The organism is Candidatus Villigracilis vicinus (assembly GCF_016702885.1).
Taxonomy (GTDB): Bacteria; Chloroflexota; Anaerolineae; order Anaerolineales; family Villigracilaceae; genus Villigracilis; species Villigracilis vicinus.
Map to the genome: position 1 here is coordinate 98,598 of NZ_JADJDD010000005.1, position 18,411 is coordinate 117,008.

16 protein-coding genes are annotated in these 18,411 nt (G+C 52.0%); 11 read left to right on the top strand and 5 right to left on the bottom strand.

All coding sequences use genetic code 11. From position 1 onward, the window contains the following. Positions 1-10: 10 nt before the first annotated feature. From IPG80_RS05445 to IPG80_RS05480, 8 genes are all read left to right on the top strand, one after another. The gene (locus IPG80_RS05445) at positions 11-799 is read left to right on the top strand and encodes an ABC transporter ATP-binding protein (protein WP_345103521.1); all 789 of its coding nucleotides are present in this window, start codon (positions 11-13) and stop codon (positions 797-799) included. Between the two features lie 11 nt (positions 800-810). Next, positions 811-1,527 (top strand): ABC transporter ATP-binding protein, encoded by a 717-nt coding sequence (locus IPG80_RS05450; RefSeq protein WP_345103524.1) that lies wholly within the window; start codon positions 811-813, stop codon positions 1,525-1,527. Positions 1,528-1,603: 76 nt separating this feature from the next. After that, positions 1,604-2,761, top strand: coding sequence for an FAD-dependent oxidoreductase (locus tag IPG80_RS05455; RefSeq protein WP_345103527.1), 1,158 nt, complete (start codon positions 1,604-1,606; stop codon positions 2,759-2,761). A 43-nt stretch (positions 2,762-2,804) separates the two neighbouring features. Then, the gene (locus tag IPG80_RS05460; RefSeq protein WP_345103530.1) at positions 2,805-3,932 is read left to right on the top strand and encodes a CinA family nicotinamide mononucleotide deamidase-related protein; all 1,128 of its coding nucleotides are present in this window, start codon (positions 2,805-2,807) and stop codon (positions 3,930-3,932) included. Then, positions 3,932-4,924, top strand: coding sequence for a M14 family metallopeptidase (locus tag IPG80_RS05465; protein ID WP_345103533.1), 993 nt, complete (start codon positions 3,932-3,934; stop codon positions 4,922-4,924). The genes IPG80_RS05460 and IPG80_RS05465 overlap by 1 nt, the downstream gene beginning before the upstream one ends. Before the next feature lie 109 nt (positions 4,925-5,033). After that, a complete protein-coding gene (locus IPG80_RS05470; RefSeq protein WP_345103536.1) occupies positions 5,034-7,007 on the top strand; it encodes an amidohydrolase family protein in 1,974 nt (657 codons plus the stop codon). A 50-nt stretch (positions 7,008-7,057) separates the two neighbouring features. Beyond that, positions 7,058-8,059, top strand: a complete 1,002-nt coding sequence (locus IPG80_RS05475) for a hypothetical protein (RefSeq protein ID WP_345103539.1) — start codon at positions 7,058-7,060, stop codon at positions 8,057-8,059. Positions 8,060-8,120: 61 nt separating this feature from the next. Beyond that, positions 8,121-9,224 (top strand): hypothetical protein, encoded by a 1,104-nt coding sequence (locus IPG80_RS05480; RefSeq protein ID WP_345103542.1) that lies wholly within the window; start codon positions 8,121-8,123, stop codon positions 9,222-9,224. Here IPG80_RS05480 and IPG80_RS05485 read toward each other — a convergent pair. Genes IPG80_RS05485 through IPG80_RS05505 form a run of 5 tightly spaced genes read right to left on the bottom strand, consistent with a single transcriptional unit; the run spans position 9,221 to position 13,920 of the window. Further along, positions 9,221-9,658, bottom strand: a complete 438-nt coding sequence (locus IPG80_RS05485) for an SPOR domain-containing protein (RefSeq protein ID WP_345103545.1) — start codon at positions 9,656-9,658, stop codon at positions 9,221-9,223. The two genes, IPG80_RS05480 and IPG80_RS05485, sit on opposite strands and share 4 nt — an antisense overlap. Before the next feature lies 1 nt (position 9,659). Then, positions 9,660-10,784 (bottom strand): endolytic transglycosylase MltG, encoded by a 1,125-nt coding sequence (mltG, locus tag IPG80_RS05490; protein WP_345103547.1) that lies wholly within the window; start codon positions 10,782-10,784, stop codon positions 9,660-9,662. A gap of 44 nt (positions 10,785-10,828) precedes the next feature. Further along, positions 10,829-11,245 (bottom strand): Holliday junction resolvase RuvX, encoded by a 417-nt coding sequence (gene ruvX / locus IPG80_RS05495; RefSeq protein ID WP_345103548.1) that lies wholly within the window; start codon positions 11,243-11,245, stop codon positions 10,829-10,831. Between the two features lie 26 nt (positions 11,246-11,271). Beyond that, complete coding sequence (locus IPG80_RS05500; protein WP_345103550.1) at positions 11,272-12,756, bottom strand: baseplate J/gp47 family protein; 1,485 nt, start codon at positions 12,754-12,756, stop codon at positions 11,272-11,274. A gap of 18 nt (positions 12,757-12,774) precedes the next feature. Continuing rightward, positions 12,775-13,920, bottom strand: a complete 1,146-nt coding sequence (locus tag IPG80_RS05505) for a cysteine desulfurase family protein (RefSeq protein WP_345103552.1) — start codon at positions 13,918-13,920, stop codon at positions 12,775-12,777. 64 nt (positions 13,921-13,984) lie between these two features. On the opposite strand from IPG80_RS05505, the gene IPG80_RS05510 reads away from it, so the two are divergent. From IPG80_RS05510 to IPG80_RS05520, 3 genes are all read left to right on the top strand, one after another. After that, entirely contained in the window at positions 13,985-15,616 is a 1,632-nt protein-coding gene (locus IPG80_RS05510) for a hypothetical protein (protein ID WP_345103555.1), read from the top strand. Between the two features lie 101 nt (positions 15,617-15,717). Then, positions 15,718-16,773 carry a helix-hairpin-helix domain-containing protein gene (locus IPG80_RS05515; protein ID WP_345103558.1) on the top strand — a complete coding sequence of 352 codons (1,056 nt, stop codon included), beginning with the start codon at positions 15,718-15,720 and terminating at the stop codon, positions 16,771-16,773. 21 nt (positions 16,774-16,794) lie between these two features. Continuing rightward, on the top strand, positions 16,795-18,408 hold the full coding sequence (locus tag IPG80_RS05520; RefSeq protein ID WP_345103561.1) for a hypothetical protein: 1,614 nt from the start codon (positions 16,795-16,797) through the stop codon (positions 18,406-18,408). Positions 18,409-18,411 lie beyond the last annotated feature (3 nt).

An 18,411-nucleotide genomic window follows, 5' to 3' on the forward strand; every position in this document is an offset into this window, starting at 1 on the left:
GGCTGCAACCATGTCCTTACTTAAAACTACAAACGTTGTAAAGCGCTTTGGCGGTTTGACAGCCGTCAACAAGATGACCTTCTCTGTCGATGAAGGGCGAATCGTTAGCATCATTGGTCCGAACGGCGCAGGCAAGACCACTTTCTTCAACAGCCTGACCGGCATTTACAAACCCGAAGAAGGGGAAATCTTGTTCAAAGATAAACCTCTGATCGGGCTGCGCCCGGATCAAGTGGCGGCGACGGGAATTGCCCGTACATTCCAGAACATCCGCCTGTTTGGCAGCATGACCGTGATCGAGAACATCCTGGTCGGCATGCACATTCAGCTCAAGCAGAATGCCTTCGACACCCTGTTCCGCTCCAGAAACTTCCACAAGGAAGAAAAGGACGCCGAACAGCGAGCCAAGGAATTGATGGAATACGTTGGCTTAAAGAACGTCGGCAATGAACTTGCGCGCAACCTGCCTTACGGTGGGCAACGCCGCATCGAGATCGCCCGCGCCCTTGCCGCCAGCCCCACCCTGCTGCTGTTGGATGAACCCACCGCAGGCATGAACCCAAATGAATCTGAAGATGCCATCAAACTTTTCCGCCGCATCCGCGACGAAAAAGGCATCACCATCCTGATGATCGAGCACGACATGCGCGTGGTGATGGGTATTTCTGAACATATCTCCGTCATGGATTATGGCGAAAAGATCGCAGAAGGCTCGCCGCAGGAAATCCGCTCGAACCAGCGCGTGATCGAAGCGTATCTCGGACGAGGCGCGGCGGTTGCGCACGAGCAAAAGGCATAGGAGCATCTCTCATGGGAAAACTTCTTGAACTCACCAATGTCCATTCCTATTACGGACATATCCACGCCCTGAAAGGCATCTCCCTGTACGTCAATGAAGGCGAGATCGTCACATTGATCGGCTCCAATGGTGCAGGCAAAAGCACCACTCTGCGTACCATCTCCGGTATCATTCACGCCCGCGAAGGCAGCGTGAACTTTGACGGAAAAGACATCACTCACATTGAACCCCACACTGTTGTAAGCATGGGGCTGGGACACGTCCCCGAAGGGCGCGGTATTTTCCCGAAGCTGACCGTGTACGAAAACCTGGAAATGGGCGCCTTCACTGTGAACGATCAGAAGGCGATCGCAGAACGCCTCGAATTGGTCTTTGAGTTGTTCCCACGTTTGAAGGAACGCATCACCCAATTCGGCGGAACGCTCTCCGGCGGTGAACAGCAAATGCTCGCCATTGGGCGCGGACTGATGCTCAACCCGCGCATCCTCATGCTGGATGAGCCCTCGATGGGTCTCGCACCTGTGCTGGTAGATCTGATCTTTGATACCATCAAACGCTTGAACGACAAAGGCACCACCATCCTGCTTGTGGAACAGAATGCCCTTATGGCGCTCTCCATTGCACACCGTGGATATGTGCTGCAAACCGGCGGCATCGTTCTTACCGATGACGCAGCCAAGCTCAAAAAGAACGAGATGGTTCAAAAAACCTACCTGGGCATCGAATAAACAAGATCGTGATAAACGAAAAACCCGTTTTCACGCCTTTGGCGGAAAGCGGGTTTTTTTGTAAAATAACAACATTATGAACACACTCCCAAAATCAGCAGATATTGTCATCATTGGCGGAGGGGTCATGGGTGCAAGTGCCGCCTATCACCTGGCCAAACGCGGAGTAAAGAATATTCTCCTGCTTGAAAAAGAAAGCCATTTCGGCACCGGCGCGACGGGCCGATGTGCCGGTGGAGTACGATACCAATTCTCCACTGAAGTCAACGTGAAGCTTTCCATGGCAAGCCTGCCCATGATCGAACGCTTCAAAGAAGAGCTTGGTCAGGATGTGAGCTACCGCAAGTGTGGGTATTTACTGGTGGCTACGAACGAAAAAGATGAGCAGGAATTCAAGTGGAACGTTGCCTTGCAAAACCGGCTCGGTGTGCAAACCGAACTGCTCAGCGGTGACGAGGTCCGCAAGCGTTTGCCGCTCATGCGATTCGACGATGCCATTGCAGGTACCTTCAACCAAAAGGACGGCACGGTGGACCCGAACAGCGTGGTGATGGGATATGTCAACGCGGCGCAAAAAATGGGTGTGATCGCGCTCACAGGCGCGGAGGTGACGGGAGTCACCGTCGGCGGCGGAGAGGTTCGGGAAGTGCAAACAAACCTGGGCACGGTCGAGACGCGTATGGTTCTGAATGCAGGGGGACCGTGGTCAAGTCTGATCGGTACCATGGCGGGAATTCAAATCCCGGTCACGCCGTTGCGCAGGCAAATGTTCACAACGAATCCACTGAAAGAAGTACCTGAGGATTTCCCGTTCGTGATCGATTTTGCGAAGTCGCTGTACTATCATCGCGAAGGGGAAGGTCTATTGATCGGCATGAGCAACCAGAACGAAAAGCCGGGCTTCGACCAGAACGTGGATGAAGACTTTGAACTGGTAAATTTAGAAACGGCGATCGAGCGCATGCCTTTGATCGAACGCGCAAGCCGCGCCTCCCATTGGGCAGGGCTTTACGAAGTGACTCCAGATGCGCACCCGATCTATGGCGCGACCGAGGTGAAGGGCTTTCTGCTTTGCACGGGATTTTCGGGGCATGGCTTTATGCATGGACCGATCTCTGGGAAGTTAATGAGCGAATATATTTTGGATGGCAAATTTTCAAGCGTGGATGTTTCAATGCTTGACCTGAAACGCTTCGCAGAGGGTCGTTTGATAAAAGAGTACAATGTAGTTTAACTTCACCCCTACCCCTCTCCCAACAGAGAGGGGGGAATTGAATATGACCTCAGCAGAAATCATCACAATCGGAACAGAAATATTACTCGGCGAGATCGTGGATACAAATACCCGTCACATCGCCCTCACCCTGCGCGGGCTGGGCGTGGATCTGTATCGCACCGTCACCATCGGCGACAATGTCGAGCGCATTGCGGGCGTCATCCATGATTCCATGGAACGCGCGAACATCGTCATCACTACTGGCGGGCTGGGTCCCACGATCGATGACCCCACCCGCGAAGCCGTTGCGCTTGCCGTGGGTGTAAAAACAGAGTTTCGCGAAGACCTCTGGCAGCAAGTTGTTGAAACCATTGCTCGTTATGGACGTCAGCCTTCTGAGAATCAAAAGCGACAGGCTTATGTTCCGCAGGGTGCGATCGGGTTAAGAAACCCGGTCGGCACGGCACCCTGCTTCATTGTGGAAACCGAAAAGAACGCGGTCATCTCGCTGCCCGGCGTTCCAGCTGAAATGGAACATGTATTGCACGAATCGGTCATTCCGTATTTGCAAAAGCGCTTTGGGCTTGATGAAATCATCAAAGTACGTGTGTTGCATTGTGCAGGTCTCGGTGAGGGCATGATCGACGAAAAGATCGCCGACCTCGAAACGCTCAGCAACCCCACAGTGGGTCTTGCAGCGCATACAGGAGTGGTGGATGTGCGCATCACGGCAAAAGCAAAAAGCGAAGCCGAAGCGAGTGCAATGATCGCCGAGGTTGAAGCACAGGTGCGCGAACGTCTTGGTACGATCGTATTTGGCGCCGATGAAGACAAACTTGAAGATGTGGTGCTCAACCTGCTTGCCAAACGCGGCTTGACCCTGACCGCCATCGAAAGCGGACTGGACGGGCTGCTGGCACGTAAGATCCCACACAGCGCCTCACTTCCCAACCTCACGCTTGATGCATTGACCCACGCTTTGCGTGCCGCTCGAGCCGACTCAAAAAAAGATATTGCGCTTGGTGTCTCCGTTTATATGGATGAACGTGCCGCAGAAATGGTGTTGATCACACCCGGCGGCGAAAAGACCCACCGTATTACATACGGTGGTCCGCCAAGAAGCCTGCCGCGTTGGAGCATGAACCTCGCCTTGAATTGGCTGCGCACCACCCTTGAGGAAATGGACTAATGGCGAAACCCAAGCCGCGTAAAAAGAATGACACACCATTAGTCATCCTTGCCTGGGGCTTGAACATCTTTGGTTTATGCGCCGTTGCACTTGTAGCAGTTGCCTATTTGGCATTGAAACCCGCACATGCTGCGCCACAGGAACCTAGAGTCGTGTTCACGGCCACCATGCCCCCCACCTTCACCCCGAATCCGCCATCGCTGGTGTTGCCGACCATCACGCCCAACCCGCGCTCTACCATGATCGTCGTACAATCTCCAACACCCTTTGTCCTTCAAAATGTAGGTTCAGCGGGAAGAGCCAGCGTAGCCACAGTAGGATACTCTGTCTCCGGCAGGCCCATTGAAGTATATATATTTGGAAACGGCGAGCATGAAAAGATGATCGTAGCAGGCATTCACGGCGGCTACGAATGGAACACCATTGCACTGGCAGACGAATTGATCCAGCACATTTTTGATAATCCTGATATCGTTCCAGATGACGTAACCCTTTACATTCTGCGCAACATGAACCCGGACGGTGACGCACGTGACCATGGCATCGACGGACGCGTCAACGACCACGGCGTGGACTTGAACCGCAACTTCCCTGCCAACTGGGCAAAGACTTGGGACCGTGAGGGCTGCTGGAGTCTCACAGCCACTACCGGCGGCACAGGACCCGGCTCCGAACCAGAAACACGCACCGTTATGTATTTCCTGCAATCGCACAATGTAGAGACGCTTATCAGCTATCACAGTGCAGCATTGGGCGTTTTCCCTGGCGGTGTGCCGTGGGAAGCAGATTCGAAGAAATTCTCGAAAGCACTTGCCAAGGCAACCGGCTACCCTTACCCCCCCATTGACACGGGCTGTGTTTATACCGGGACCCTTGCTGATTACGCCGTTGAACTCGGCATCACCGCTGTGGATATGGAACTCTCGACCCACAAGTTCACTGATTTCGATGAGAATTTAAAAGCATTGGAAGTCCTGTTGAATTGGAGATAATCGACTCGGTCTATGTCATGCTGAGCGATAGCGAAGCATCTCTACGATAATCTCAGAGACCCTTCGCTACCGCTCAGGGTGACAATAACAAAACGAAAAAGGAGATTGAATGACCCAACAAATAGATACCCTCTTTATCAATGCCATCGTATTGACGATGGATGAAAAACTAACTCAATACGACCCCGGCGCGGTCGCCGTCCAAGGTGATTCCATCGTCGCGGTTGGAAGTGAAGCCGAACTCAAAAAAGAATATTCTGCAACCGAAACCATCGACTGCGGCGGCAAGGTGCTCATGCCGGGTCTGGTCAACGCGCACACCCACGTACCCATGACTCTCGTGCGCGGTCTCGCCGACGACCTGCGCCTCGATGTCTGGCTGATGGGCTATATGCTGCCCGTGGAACGTCAATTCGTTTCGCCGGAATTTGTGCGCCTCGGCACGCTCATCGCTTGCGCCGAACAGATCCGCAGCGGCGTGACCACCTTCAACGACATGTACTTCTTCGAAGACGATATCGCCCAAGCCACTGCGGATGCAGGCATGCGCGCTGTGTGCGGCGAGTCGGTCATGAAATACCCCGCACCTGATGCGCCCTCTTACGACGACTCACTCGCCTATGCGCGCGAGTTCATCAAAAAATGGAAGGGGCACCCGCTCATCGTCCCCGCCATTGCACCGCACGCGCCTTACTCTACCAACCCCGAAATTATTCGTGCCTGCGTGGACCTTGCCAAAGAGTTCGATGTGCCCTTGCATATCCACATCTCAGAGACCGCATTCGAAGTGGAAAACATGCGCAAGGAACAGGGCATGCCGGTTATTCCGTACGTCAAGAAACTTGGTCTGTTCGAAGCCAAGGTCATTGCCGCACATTGTGTTCACATTGACACGGGCGAGATCCGCACCTTGCAACATGCCAATGCGGGCGTCTCACACAACCCCTCTTCAAACCTCAAACTCGCTTCGGGCTTTGCACCCGTTGCCAAAATGCTCGCGGATGGACTCAACGTGGGTATTGGCACCGATGGACCCGCATCCAACAATGACTTGGATATGTTCGAAGAAGTGCGCCTCGCCTCTTTCGTCGCCAAAGCTGCCTCGAACGACCCGACCGTTATCCCCGCCGCCACCGCGTTGACAATGGCTACACGCCTCGGCGCACAGGCACTACATCTCGGTCATATCACCGGCTCATTGGAAGTTGGCAAACGCGCTGACCTGATCCTCGTGGATACCAATCCCCTGCACAACACGCCGCGTTTCAAACGTGATCCGCTAAATGCGTACTCCCAACTCGTGTATGCGTCCAAGTCCACCGATGTTACAGACGTGATGGTTAACGGCAAATGGTTAATGCGCGATCACAACCTGTTGACTTTGAACGAAAAAGAACTGATTGCTCAAGCCCGCGAACTTGCCACCAAGATCGACGCCTTCCTGACCGAGCGTGAACAGTCTGTACTCTCGAAGCTCATTGCCCTCGGCGGCTCGATGGAAGAGGAATCGTTCGAGGTGCAGGTTAAGGTCAAGGTCGAAGACCCCAGTCTCATCGTCCAGAATGTGAAGCGCGAAGAGATCGAGATCAATGCCCACAAGCATTATCGTCAATTTGATGAATATTTCCTTTTCGATGATCCCAATCAAGGACGGCTGCGCTATCGTGAAGACAGTCTAATCAACGAAAAAGGGGACATAGAAAATGTACGCTCACGCCTGACCCTGCTCGGCGTCAAACGTGAGGACGAAATGGGAGAAGTATTGCTCTCGCGCAGCCGCTTCCTGGCGCCCGCCACACAATCGCTGCGTTTCTATCGTGAATACTTCAAACCGACGCAGGAAGTTTCTGTGGAAAAAGACCGCTTGCGCTGGCATATCAAATACAAGAACACCGAATTCTTCATTAATCTGGATGAAATGAAACAACCCGCAATGGGAACCTTCCTTGAGATCAAGAGCCGCACCTGGAGCCGTAAGGATGCCGATCTTAAAGCAGACCTTGTTCGTGAGTTGCTGGACCTGCTTGGTGTAGGGCATGCCGAACCTGTAACACAGGATTACATTGAGATCCTGACCGCGTAATAGACAAAGTGGCAGTCACCTTGAAGGTGACTGCCACTTCAATAAATCCAATGACCACTTATCGAAAACCTATCGCAATATTATTTACCATTGCATTCGTCGTCACCGCCGTGATGGCTTTGCTGTTCTTTAACTTTGACCGGCGTGCCTTCACCGCTGAGACCTATCAGCAAGCCTTTGCCCGCGAAGATTTTTATAACAAAATTCCCAGCCTTCTGGCGCAGTCGATCACATCCAGCACAGACCCGGCTCAACAACCGCTTGGGATGCAAGGCATGAGCACAGAAACATGGGAAAGTTTCATGCGCACGCTGCTTCCACCGGAGGTGCTAAAACCTCTTGGCGATGACGTACTTATTTCGACTTTTGCATACATCAACATGGAAAGCGATTCAATCGAGGTCGATCTTGCCCCGGTCAAAACAAGCATGCGAAGTGAGACGGGCACACAAGCGGCGATTGCCCTGTTGAGAACCCTGCCTGCCTGTACCCTTGAACAATCTGCGCTGATCATGTTCGGCATGTTTACTGGCGATCAGGTCCAATTATGCAACCCACCTGAGAATGTACTGCCGATGTTGATGCCAATCATTCAAGGACAGATGCAAGCCACCGCAACCATCATCCCCGATCGATTGACTCTCGTCACCGCCCCGCCTCAAAACGACCCACGCCAACGGCTGCAAACCATTCGATTCTTCATGCGCCTCAGCCCGATCCTGCCGTTGATATTCCTGCTTGGGCTGACACTCGTTGCCGTACGCTCCCCCAACGATTGGCTGACCTGGTGGGGTATTGCACTGGGGATCACGGGGTTCATCACATTTTTGATGGGCGTTCTTGGTACGCCCATATTGAGGGCAGTGTTGGAGAGTGTCCTGACAAAACGCCTGCCGAATTACCTGCCGTCTTTCCTCGCAGATTTCACTGGTGACTTTGCCGCCGTCATGGTTCGGGCACAGCTCACCCCGGTTTTATGGCAAGGACTGACCCTCGCGATTATCGACAGCGGAATGTTCGCAGCCGGATATTTTATAAATAAAAAGAAATAAAATCGAAAAATTCGCCGCAACTTTTTGTCCTTCTTACATGTACTATGTTATGGAGGCACACATGCGGCGAATTTTTATTTTCCTTTCCATATTGATCATCACATCTCTGGCTTGTGGCGGAGCCCCCACCCCACCGCCTACACCAGAGACATCCATATTTGATTCAACACAGACCGCCTACGGTTTTTTCCCTGCCCCGCCTGAAGTGACATTTGAAAGTGTTCTTCAAACCTTCAAAGACATTGCCCAGCACGGTGATTTCGTCCTCATTCAAAAGAATATAGAGTGGGAAAGTTTCGTCAACAGCGTAGATGGCGAATCTCAGATACGCACAGACCTCATCAATCAAGTCATTCTCGCGCGTCAAAATGACCTGGACACCATCTTTGTGCTCGATGCATTAAATGGACTCAACCGCCGCGAATTTGATGGTTTGCCCTTTGGCTGGGAGGCAAGTTTTGCCAACCCGGATGTCCGCATGGCATACAAGAATTATGCCATTTGGGTCGCGCAAAATTTCAAACCGCGCTATCTTGGTCTTGCATCTGAGATCAATACATATATGGATGCTCACCCCGAAGATGCACCGAATTTCATCAGCCTATATCATGAGATCTATGCGCTGATCAAGGCAGAATCGCCAAAAACCCAGGTCTTTGTCACCTTTCAATGGGATGATCTAAACAATATGTTTCCCCAGCCCGAAGAAGGCAATCGGCAAAAACTTCAACCCAATTGGGAACAAATGGAAGCCTTTGAGCCCAACTTGGATGTTTGGGTGATCTCGACCTACCCGTACTTTATCTTCCCCACTGGCACAGACATCCCTGCAGATTATTATTCCCCGCTTCTCTCGCGGACCTTGAAACCGGTCGCGGTTGCTGAAGGTGGATTCTCTACGGTTGCCTTCAACCAGTTCACGCATACGCCTGAAGACCAAGTTGCCTATCTCAATGCAATTCACACCCAGCTTGGGTCACGCATGGTGTTCTGGGTCAATACTCTCTTGAGCGACTTCAACCTGGACTCATACACAAAAGGCATGACTAGCAGCAACGACGCAACGATGCTGGGTAATTTTGCCTACACGGGTTTACGCGAATTCGATGGGACAGCCAAACCTGCTCTTGCGCTTTGGGATGGCTTTAGAACTTCCTCTCCTTAATCCCGGTGGTCGCGGACGGGTAATTCACCTAAAAGTTCCTGCGCTTTGAAAATATCCTTACCCGTTACGAACACACGAAAACGCGGGTCATGCCAGCCATGATAGGGAACGTCATTACGATGCGTAGAGATGCCTTGCTGCGCCAACTTCTCAGCCAATGCCTCGGCATTATTTAACGAAATAAAATACCCCACCAAATGTGTATGTAAGATGCGCGTGGTCATGTATTCGAAGAAAAAGGCGCACGCCTCCGACTCGCTTTCGCTTTCGAAGAGAGGCTCGTCGTCGAGGTTACGTTCGCTGTAAAGGACACGCCATTTTCCATCTTCATGGACCAGGCAATATGCGCCGCCGGGGTAACGCTTGCCGAGAGAGTAATGGGACCGGCTGCAAGCTTCTTCTTCGAGACGTTTTTCCAATTCCTGAACGTTCACGTTATGGGCATCCGTTGGCGATCTGCTCTTCAAAGGTGGCAGCGAAGACATGTGAGCCAGAGCCATCACAAGCCGCGCGGAAGTAATAAAAGGATGTAGTCTGAGGATACGCCACAGCCATCAATGCTTCGAGACCGGGGTTGGAAATAGGCGTGGGCGGCAGCCCCATATTCTGATAGGTGTTATAGGCAGAGATGACTTCCAAATCTGTCAAAGCGAGCGGACTCTTCCACCATGAACCGGTATCAAATTGATAGCCAAGCGCATACTGGACGGTGGGGTCTGCATCCAATTTCATGCCGAGGGCAATGCGATTGAGGTACACCGATGCGATGGTTGCAGACTCTTCCTTGCGCACAGCTTCGCGCTCAACGATGGAGGCAAGGGTCACGGCTTGATAGATGCTCAAGTTCTGGGCGGCGAATCCATTTTGAAGGTCTTGGGTTAGCTTGGCGGCAAAGTTACGTCCGATGATATCCAGCAACTGATCAAGGGTGGTTTCACGCGGCAGGGTATATGTATCAGGGAAGAAAAAGCCTTCCATGGTGGCAGGTGCAGCGAAGGAAAGGACTTGGGGCGGGGTGTTTGCAGCAGCGAGAAACGTTTCGGGAGCAATGGTCAAGCCGGAGGTCGGGAGCGAAGCGGCGATCTCTTCCATCCGCCAGCCGGGCAAAATCACGAGTGTGGCATCGCTGGGGGAAAAATTCTGGAGTGACCGAGCAATGTCAATAATGGATTGTGCCGGGCTGAGGGTGAAATCGCCGGATTGAATGGTGAGATCGATGCCAGTATACACAGCATAATCGAAGAAAGCCTGCCCATTGGAAATGAAGCCCAAGCCTTCCAGCCGATCTGCGATGGATGCAACCGACTCGCCAGACTCAACCCGAAAGGGCTGTTCGGCGCCGTTCACATCCAACGGGGTGGTTAGTTCATCTCCATAGGAAAGTAAACGGGTGGAATATTCGATGCGGTTTGGGATCGAAAGGTCTTTTGCAGGTGGACCATACAACAATGAAGCCCGTGCGGGGAGGTAATAGAAGAATGCGAAGACACAGGCAAAGGCAATAAGAACAAGGGCTGCGAGGAGAAAATAATATTGATAACGTCGAAAAAATTTTGGCATCAGGGTTTCAATTTACAATTTTGGATTTTCTATTTTTGGTATGGTCACACATTACGCCGTGCTTCAAGATACGACTGCAAAATAACCACTGCGGCAAATTCATCTTGATGCCCGGCACGTTTTTTGCGGGAGACGCCAAGCTCAATCCGGGCAGCACGGGCGATCTGAGTGCTGTGGGATTCATCCCACATTTCGATGGGGATATTTGTCTGATTGCGAAGTTCATCGGCAAAACGCCCGGCCCGGCGCCCAGCCGGGTTGGGGTTGCCGTCTTCATCATAGGACTGCCCAACGACGATCAAACCGACTTCGTTCTGTGCGGCAATATCCGCTACTTGGGCGGCATCGATCATACGTGATACATGCTGAATAACTTTCAACGGGCTGGCAATCGTAGCAGTCGGGTCACTCAAGGCAAGACCGATGCGTTTTTCACCGTGGTCAACTGCAAGAATTCTCATAGTGATTCATGACGATATCATATCGTCTACTTAACTTCCACTGAAATATTGAAAGGGATCAACGGCAGCCAGGGCCACCAGGATGGAGTCACCGTTACCTGCGGCTCATTTTGCAAGGACAGGGTATCTTTTACAGCAGCGGCGGCGCTTTGCGCAGTACGCCCGCGAATGAGGTTATAGAGTTGTAACTTGTCGATGTTGCGTAAAGTGGCTTGTGTAGCTTGTAATGGAAAACGGGTAATCCCCGAAGCATCTGTGATGGGCGCTTCCAACGGACTAAAGGTCATTTCGCCCGATGGAGAAAATCCCTGCGGAATGGACGCCGTGACCGACGAAACAGCCAAGGCTTTGAGGTTTTCCGCCAAAACATACCGCGCTGTAAACTCCGCTTCAACGGAAAATACCAGCTCAGCGCCTGCCTGCCCCGCAGATGGAGAAAATTCTTCGCGTTTGATCTCTTTCATGAACAAGGTATCCGCGATCAGCAGGTCATCTGCCCCAATGTTAGATTGGAACTGTCCACGGGCTTTTTCGTAAAGCGCGATCATCACTTTGTCTCGCAGTGTGATGCGGTCTTCTTCGGTAGCGCCGATCACATCTTCGTCGCTGCCGCCGATCATGGGGTCTGGGTTGCTCACTTTGGCAGAAAGCCCCAATGCGTTCTCGATCACACTCACCTCACCCGCGCGGACGTTGCCCTTCGCCCCCATCTCAACCGCCTCCACTTTAACTTCAACGATCTCATCCACGCCCGCTGGCAGGCGCGTATCATTCAAGGTCATAAAGCGGATGAGTGTATTGGTGGCAACCAGCGTCCCTGCCGGAATGAGGAGTTCATCTGAACCTAAATTCGTGAATTGCACCACACCGGTCGCTTTCGTTTTGGGAATGGGAACCCGGCTGGATATCGTCACAGTCTGCTCATCATTCACGACGATGGACATCTCCTGCGCAGGGATCTCACCGCTCAACGACACTGCAGTGGTTGCCGGATTCGCATTAACAGGGATGACGATGGAAACAGCTTGCGCTTCAGGATTCAAAACCACCGCCGCACGCGGGATGAACAAGCCTGCCATGACCAAAACAGCCATAACCCCCGCTGTAAATGTGAGCACCCGCCCCAAAAGGGATGTGCGCCAGGGGCTTTCTTTAAGGTAAATCTCGTCACGGACAGAGCGCAGGTCGCGGCGCGGGGGCGGCGGGGTGCGCTGGGTTCTGGGCGCTGCTTCAGCCCAAACATCCTTCTGAGCCGAGGCGGTGGTGGAAAAGACCGGAATGCCCAACGATTCCGCATCGCGCCGCACTTTCATCCTTCTGGTAACAAGCCCCAATTGCGCCCCAAGTGAATCCGCGTGGCGCTGCAAGACTTTTAAATCCAGCAAACGCAGGGTCACTTTTTCATATTTGGGCCACACCAACAAAATGCGCGGCGTCTTTGCCCACGACAATTTATCGCGGACAGAGATGAGGTCATCGTGAGACTCGAGGGTGATGATTTTAGTTTTCAAAGGTTGATTGAATGGTCACTAGTGATTCAAGGTTCTGGCTCTTGAAACTAATGAGGGTAAGGTCTTCAAGAATGAATCGACATGTTCCGGAGTTATCCCCGCCCCGAGGGTGATGCGTAATGAACCTAATGCCCAGTCGTCGGAATACCCGAGGGCTTTCACAACGTCACTGGGTTCGGGGTTGCCGGTCTTGCAGGCAGAGCCGGAAGAACAGGCAAAGCCTGCCGCATCAAGCAACTGCAAGAGCAGGTTGCCATCGACATCTTTGAACACAAACGAAGCATGGTTAGGCAGACGCTGTTCAGGGTGCCCTGTCAGCCGCGAATCGGAGATGGTTTCAAGGACTGTACCGATAATATGATCTCGCATCGGTTTGACATGCGCAATGCGTGCTTCCCGTTCCTGTGCAGCAAGCTGCAACGCTTCAGCAAAGCCAACAATATATGGCACGTTGTGCGTCCCGGCACGCAAGCTGAACTCCTGGCTTCCACCCGTGAGGTGAGGCAACACATTCGTGCCTTTACGAACGTACAACGCCCCCACCCCTTTAGGTCCGTAGAATTTATGCCCGCCAAGCGACATTAAGTCTACGCCAAGTGTTGAAACGTTCACATCAAGGTATGCTGCAGCTTGTACTGCATCGGTATGCATCAGGATGTGATTTGTCTTTGCCACTTCGGCAAGATCCGCGATCGGGTTGATGGTACCGATTTCGTTATTGGCATACATCACCGACGCCATGGTCGTGTTGTTGCAAACCGCTTTCGCCAGCGCCTCAACTGTGACGGCACCGTACTCGTTCACATCCAGCCATTCGAGCAGGAAACCATATTCCTTTTCGAGCTGGATCGCCGTCTTACTCACGGCAGGATGCTCCGTCCTGGCAGTCAGCACCCACTTACTGGACTCTTTGCGTGCCAGCATAGCCCCGCGCAAAGCAAGGTTATCCGCTTCAGAGCCGCCGGAGGTGAAAACGATCTCATCCGGGCGGCAGCCCAACACTGCAGCAACCTTCTCCCGCGCTTCGTCCACTGCGGATTCGGCTTTCTGACCAAAGCGATGAATGGAGGACGGATTCCCGAACGCCTCGCGGAAATAAGGCATCATCTTCGCGAGCACACGTTCGTCAACAGGAGTGGTGGCGGCATAATCAAGATAGATCATGGCTGGGATTATAGCAAACAAAGGCGACGCCGCGCCTCACATTCGAGAATGATAAAATCAACCTATGCGTACTCACTGGCTGAGAATCACAGGCGGGCTTGTTGGCACTGCCGCCGTTCTTCTGATGATATTTGCAAATCAATTGGGGTTGGAAAGTTTCCCTTCCTGGGGGGTACGTCGGTCGGCGATCTTACTCATTGGCGCGTTCTTGCTGGTGACAACCCTCTTCTACCGCGAAGATAATTTCATCGGCAAAATCCTCCATTCGGCAGATGGGCGCTTCTACGTTGCCCTCATGATCCTGAATGCTGGCATGGTATTCATCTACCTGTGGTTCGCCACCACCGGAATGCTAAAGTCCATGCCCAGCGAGACCAACTACTTTGACCTGCAAGCCAATGCCTTCGCCAAAGGTCAGTTGGAATTAGACATTCAACCTGACCCCGCCTTGCTTGCATTCACAGACACCAGCCTGTACGAACCTGAAAACCGCATCGGTATTCCTGTGCTATGGGATGCCACACTCTATAACGGAAAATACTACCTCTATTGGGGACCCACCCCTGCGCTTGTGCTAACAGTAGTCAAACTTTTCCATAAGCCGGATGTCGGCGATAAACTCCTTGGGCTGCTATTTCTAGTCGGCACACTCCTCTTCCTTAACCTGACCATCCTCGAGCTTTGGCGAAGACACTTCCCACACATACCTCATTGGGCAGTGCTTGCAGCAGTTGCCTTTGCCGGACTGGTCAACCCAATGCCGTATGTGCTCGTCGAAGGGCGCGTCTATGAAGCCGCCATCATTGCCGCGCAATTTTTTCTGGTGGGCGGTTTTTATTTTCTACTGCCCGCCTTTGCGCAACCCAGCCTTCCACGCCTGACACTTTCCGGGGCGTTCTTCGTTCTCTCGATCGGCTCACGCACGACCATCCTGCCTGCGGTCGGGCTGGTTTCGATCGTTATACTGATCTGGGCATTTCAGACTCAACGCCAGCGCATGCTGCCTGTTTTACTGGCATTCGCAATCCCAATTGCAATGGGCGGCGCCGCCTATGCCGGGTACAACTACGCCCGCTTCGGTTCTTTTACAGAATTCGGTTATAGCTATCAACTCACCAGCTACAACCTGTACGAAAAGATGGATCAAACCTTCGCTGTTGAGTACATCCCGCCGAATTTATACAAGACTCTTTTCAATCCGCTCGAACAGCGCGAGGTCTTTCCCCGCATCTTTCCCACACGCTGGGCAGGTCCCGAATGGCTGACAAATTACAAACCCAAAATGTACCTGACCTTCACCGAGAACATTACGGGGTTATTTATCAGTAGTCCATTTATATTGTTTGCCTTGCTGGCATTCATCAAACCACGGCAGGAGTTACGCTGGGTCACGGCATCCATCACCCTTGCCTTTGTCGCTGTATTTTTCACACTGCAAGCATTTTTCTTCGTTGCCATGCGCTATCTGTTGGATGCCCTCCCCAGCCTTGTGTTGCTAACCGTCGTCGGCTTCTGGCACGGTTTTGAAATCATCAAAAATAAAAAAGCTTTTATCATTATTGCGACTTTGTTCCTGCTCCATACTATTACTGTCAGCCTGGTCATTTCATATTCCGGCAACCTTGAATCATTCCGCATCTTAAACCCCGACTTCGTCCAACGTCTGACATGGATCTTTAACGGGCTGTTCAAATAACAGGTTTGCCCGTCTCTTTCCCCACCCTGGCTTGTTTCCTGAGCCTTGAACCCGAATCTCACCGATGCCTTTTGTTGTACAATGACCTCACAGGAGATCCCATGAGCCGCTTTCTAGAATTTCTCAATACTGCAGACCTCAACACACTGACGCAAGTTCCGGGTGTAACCCGCCAACTTGCAGGGAATCTCATTTCGGCGCGTCCGTTCGATGCGCCGGAAGATTGCTTGAAGGTCAAAGGTATGGGCAAATCTCTGCTCGCGAAATTGGAGTCCTTTGCCAAGGCGCAGGAAAACGTCTCAGAAAGCAGCGCCATGGTTCCGGTGGAGCAGGAGGCGATGCCCGCAGTGATAGAGAGGACTCCGCCTGCACAAGATGCAGATCAAGGGCAGGACTCACTCCTCAAGCGGTTGGGGCGGGCATTCAAAGCCTTTATGATCGCCTTGCTGCGGTTGATCATGCTGGCAATTTTATTCACGGCAGTCGGCGCCATGTTCTATTACGGACTGCCCTACATGCAAAACACGTTCATTGCGCCGGTGGAAAAGAATACCGCGCAGATCGAAAAAATGGAAACAGAGATCGCCACACTGCAAGCCCAGCTCGACGAAATGAACTCGCGTGTGACCGCACTTGAAGGTTCGATCGAAGCACATACAGAGTCGATCGCGAAGTTGGAAGAGATGCAAGCCGCACTTGAAACCCAAATGCAGGAAAATAACGACGCGGTTCTGCTCGAACTGAAACATGAAATGATGTTTGCCCGCGCACTCGATATCCTTGCCCGTGCGCGGCTGTATCTGGCACAAAGCAACTTTGGGCTCGCAAAAACGGATGTGGAAACCGCGCGTGATCTGCTCGTTGAACTGCAAACAGAGAAAGAAGATGTGGTTCTGGCAAAAGCTCTCGAACGGCTAGACCTGGCTCTCAGCAATTTGCCGGAATTCCCTGTGGTTGCATCGGGCGACCTGGAAATTGCATGGCAGATCCTGATCTCAGGCAATGCACCTGCCTCCACTGCCACAGCAACCGCAACAGGTACATCAACGCCAACCCCTGCCCCAGTCGAATCATCTACCGCCACACCGGCAACAGTTGGAAGCTCTACGCCAACACCTCTCCCTCCCCCGGTCAACTCTGCCACACCAACACCTTAACCCAACGCATTGAGAGATTCCTTGAAATATATATTCCTGATCTTTGGGGGCATGATCACGCTGATGGCGATCTTCGCCAATCAATTGGGCATTGATAATGATACCGGTTGGGGCGGCGGGCGAACCCTCCTCCTGAAAGTGGGTCTCGTTATATTTTTGTTTGGTCTGATGCTGTTAATATTTAGAGCTCAGCTGCAAAAATTACAGATAAAGGTCAGAGACCTCCTTCACTCTGCCAATCGTGATGTTGCAATAGGTATCGTGTTTGCATTTATTGCTGTCTTAACTGCTTTTGGATATAACTGGTTATTGAGAGATAAAAGCGACTCCGATAAGATCTACAACTATTACAGCGAACTTGCCAAAGGCTTTCGGAGCGGAAATTTATATTTACCCGAAACCCCTTCACCTGCATTACTGGCAATGGAAAATCCATACGACACCGCCCTTCGCAAACAGATGGACATCGAAGATTTTCCGTGGGATGTGACCTTGTACAAAGGCAGGTTCTATATTTACTGGGGTCCCACTCCAGCATTCCTCCTTTTGCCATTTAGCGATGACTTCCTCGCGAATATCGAAGACTTCCATCTGACTTTGGTCTTTGCTTTCGGGTTATTCCTCTACACCGCAGTAACTGTCACCACGCTGTGGAAGCGGTTGAAATCTGCACCAGTTTGGATGTTGGCAATCCTTCTCTTGGTGCTTGGTTTTTCGGTTCCCATGACAACCATGTTGGGCAGGGGCGAAGTGTACGAAGCCGCTATTTTTGCATGTCAATTCTTTTTCATTGGAGGGTGCTATTGGGCGTCCATGTCATTGATGGACGCTTCTCCCATTCCATGGAAGTTCGCGCTGGCTGCCCTGCATTGGGCATTTGCCATAGGCGCGAGAGTGACCATCCTGCCTGCCGTAGCGATCGCCGCACTTATAATGTGCCTGCCAATGCTTTTCACGACGCAAGCCCGGCTCAAACCTTTAATCGCGGCTGTGCTTCCACTTCTGGCAGGGGGCGCTGCCCTCGCCTGGTACAACTGGGCTCGCTTCGGTTCCATCTTTGAGTTTGGCATTCGCTACCAACTCGCCAATGTGGACTACACCCAATTTAAAGGGTCGTTCGGCTTGCAATATATTGCCGAGAATCTGCGAGTCTATTTTCTGCATCCGGTCAATTTTCAAAGCCGGTATCCTTTTCTTTCAATGGTGGAATACACAGCTTCAAATGACAGGCTCTCGGGCTTGCTTTATATTGCGCCCTTTATCGTCCTCATATTTCTACCGCTCTATCGTTTGGTGTTTCGAATGAAAGAGAACACCCACTACAACAAGGTCCTTGTCATGTACACTGGCGCAGCGATGGTTTCTGCAATTTTCATCTTCACGTTCTACTTCATCACCCTGCGTTACACTCTGGATTTCCTGCCTTCCACGTTGATCGCGATCGCAGTTTCGCTGGGGTTGGAGTATGAAGCATGGAAAGAGAAACGCTTCATGACCAGCGGCATATCAAGCCTTGTGAGCGCTCTTGCTCTGGTAAATGTGACGATGGGCATTCTGTTGGCATCCCCCGAAAGCGGAACAGCTTTCATGCTCAATTTCTTGAATTCTGCCAGTAAGCTATTGGGGTTAAAGTAAAAA

Excerpts from the sequence above, each read along its gene's own strand:
- IPG80_RS05445 (WP_345103521.1), top strand. The coding sequence starts at position 11 with ATGTCCTTACTTAAAACTACAAACGTTGTAAAGCGCTTTGGCGGTTTG.
- IPG80_RS05450 (WP_345103524.1), top strand. The coding sequence starts at position 811 with ATGGGAAAACTTCTTGAACTCACCAATGTCCATTCCTATTACGGACAT.
- IPG80_RS05455 (WP_345103527.1), top strand. The coding sequence starts at position 1,604 with ATGAACACACTCCCAAAATCAGCAGATATTGTCATCATTGGCGGAGGG.
- IPG80_RS05460 (WP_345103530.1), top strand. The coding sequence starts at position 2,805 with ATGACCTCAGCAGAAATCATCACAATCGGAACAGAAATATTACTCGGC.
- IPG80_RS05465 (WP_345103533.1), top strand. The coding sequence starts at position 3,932 with ATGGCGAAACCCAAGCCGCGTAAAAAGAATGACACACCATTAGTCATC.
- IPG80_RS05470 (WP_345103536.1), top strand. The coding sequence starts at position 5,034 with ATGACCCAACAAATAGATACCCTCTTTATCAATGCCATCGTATTGACG.
- IPG80_RS05475 (WP_345103539.1), top strand. The coding sequence starts at position 7,058 with ATGACCACTTATCGAAAACCTATCGCAATATTATTTACCATTGCATTC.
- IPG80_RS05480 (WP_345103542.1), top strand. The coding sequence starts at position 8,121 with ATGCGGCGAATTTTTATTTTCCTTTCCATATTGATCATCACATCTCTG.
- mltG (WP_345103547.1), bottom strand. The coding sequence starts at position 10,784 with ATGCCAAAATTTTTTCGACGTTATCAATATTATTTTCTCCTCGCAGCC.
- ruvX (WP_345103548.1), bottom strand. The coding sequence starts at position 11,245 with ATGAGAATTCTTGCAGTTGACCACGGTGAAAAACGCATCGGTCTTGCC.
- IPG80_RS05505 (WP_345103552.1), bottom strand. The coding sequence starts at position 13,920 with ATGATCTATCTTGATTATGCCGCCACCACTCCTGTTGACGAACGTGTG.
- IPG80_RS05510 (WP_345103555.1), top strand. The coding sequence starts at position 13,985 with ATGCGTACTCACTGGCTGAGAATCACAGGCGGGCTTGTTGGCACTGCC.
- IPG80_RS05515 (WP_345103558.1), top strand. The coding sequence starts at position 15,718 with ATGAGCCGCTTTCTAGAATTTCTCAATACTGCAGACCTCAACACACTG.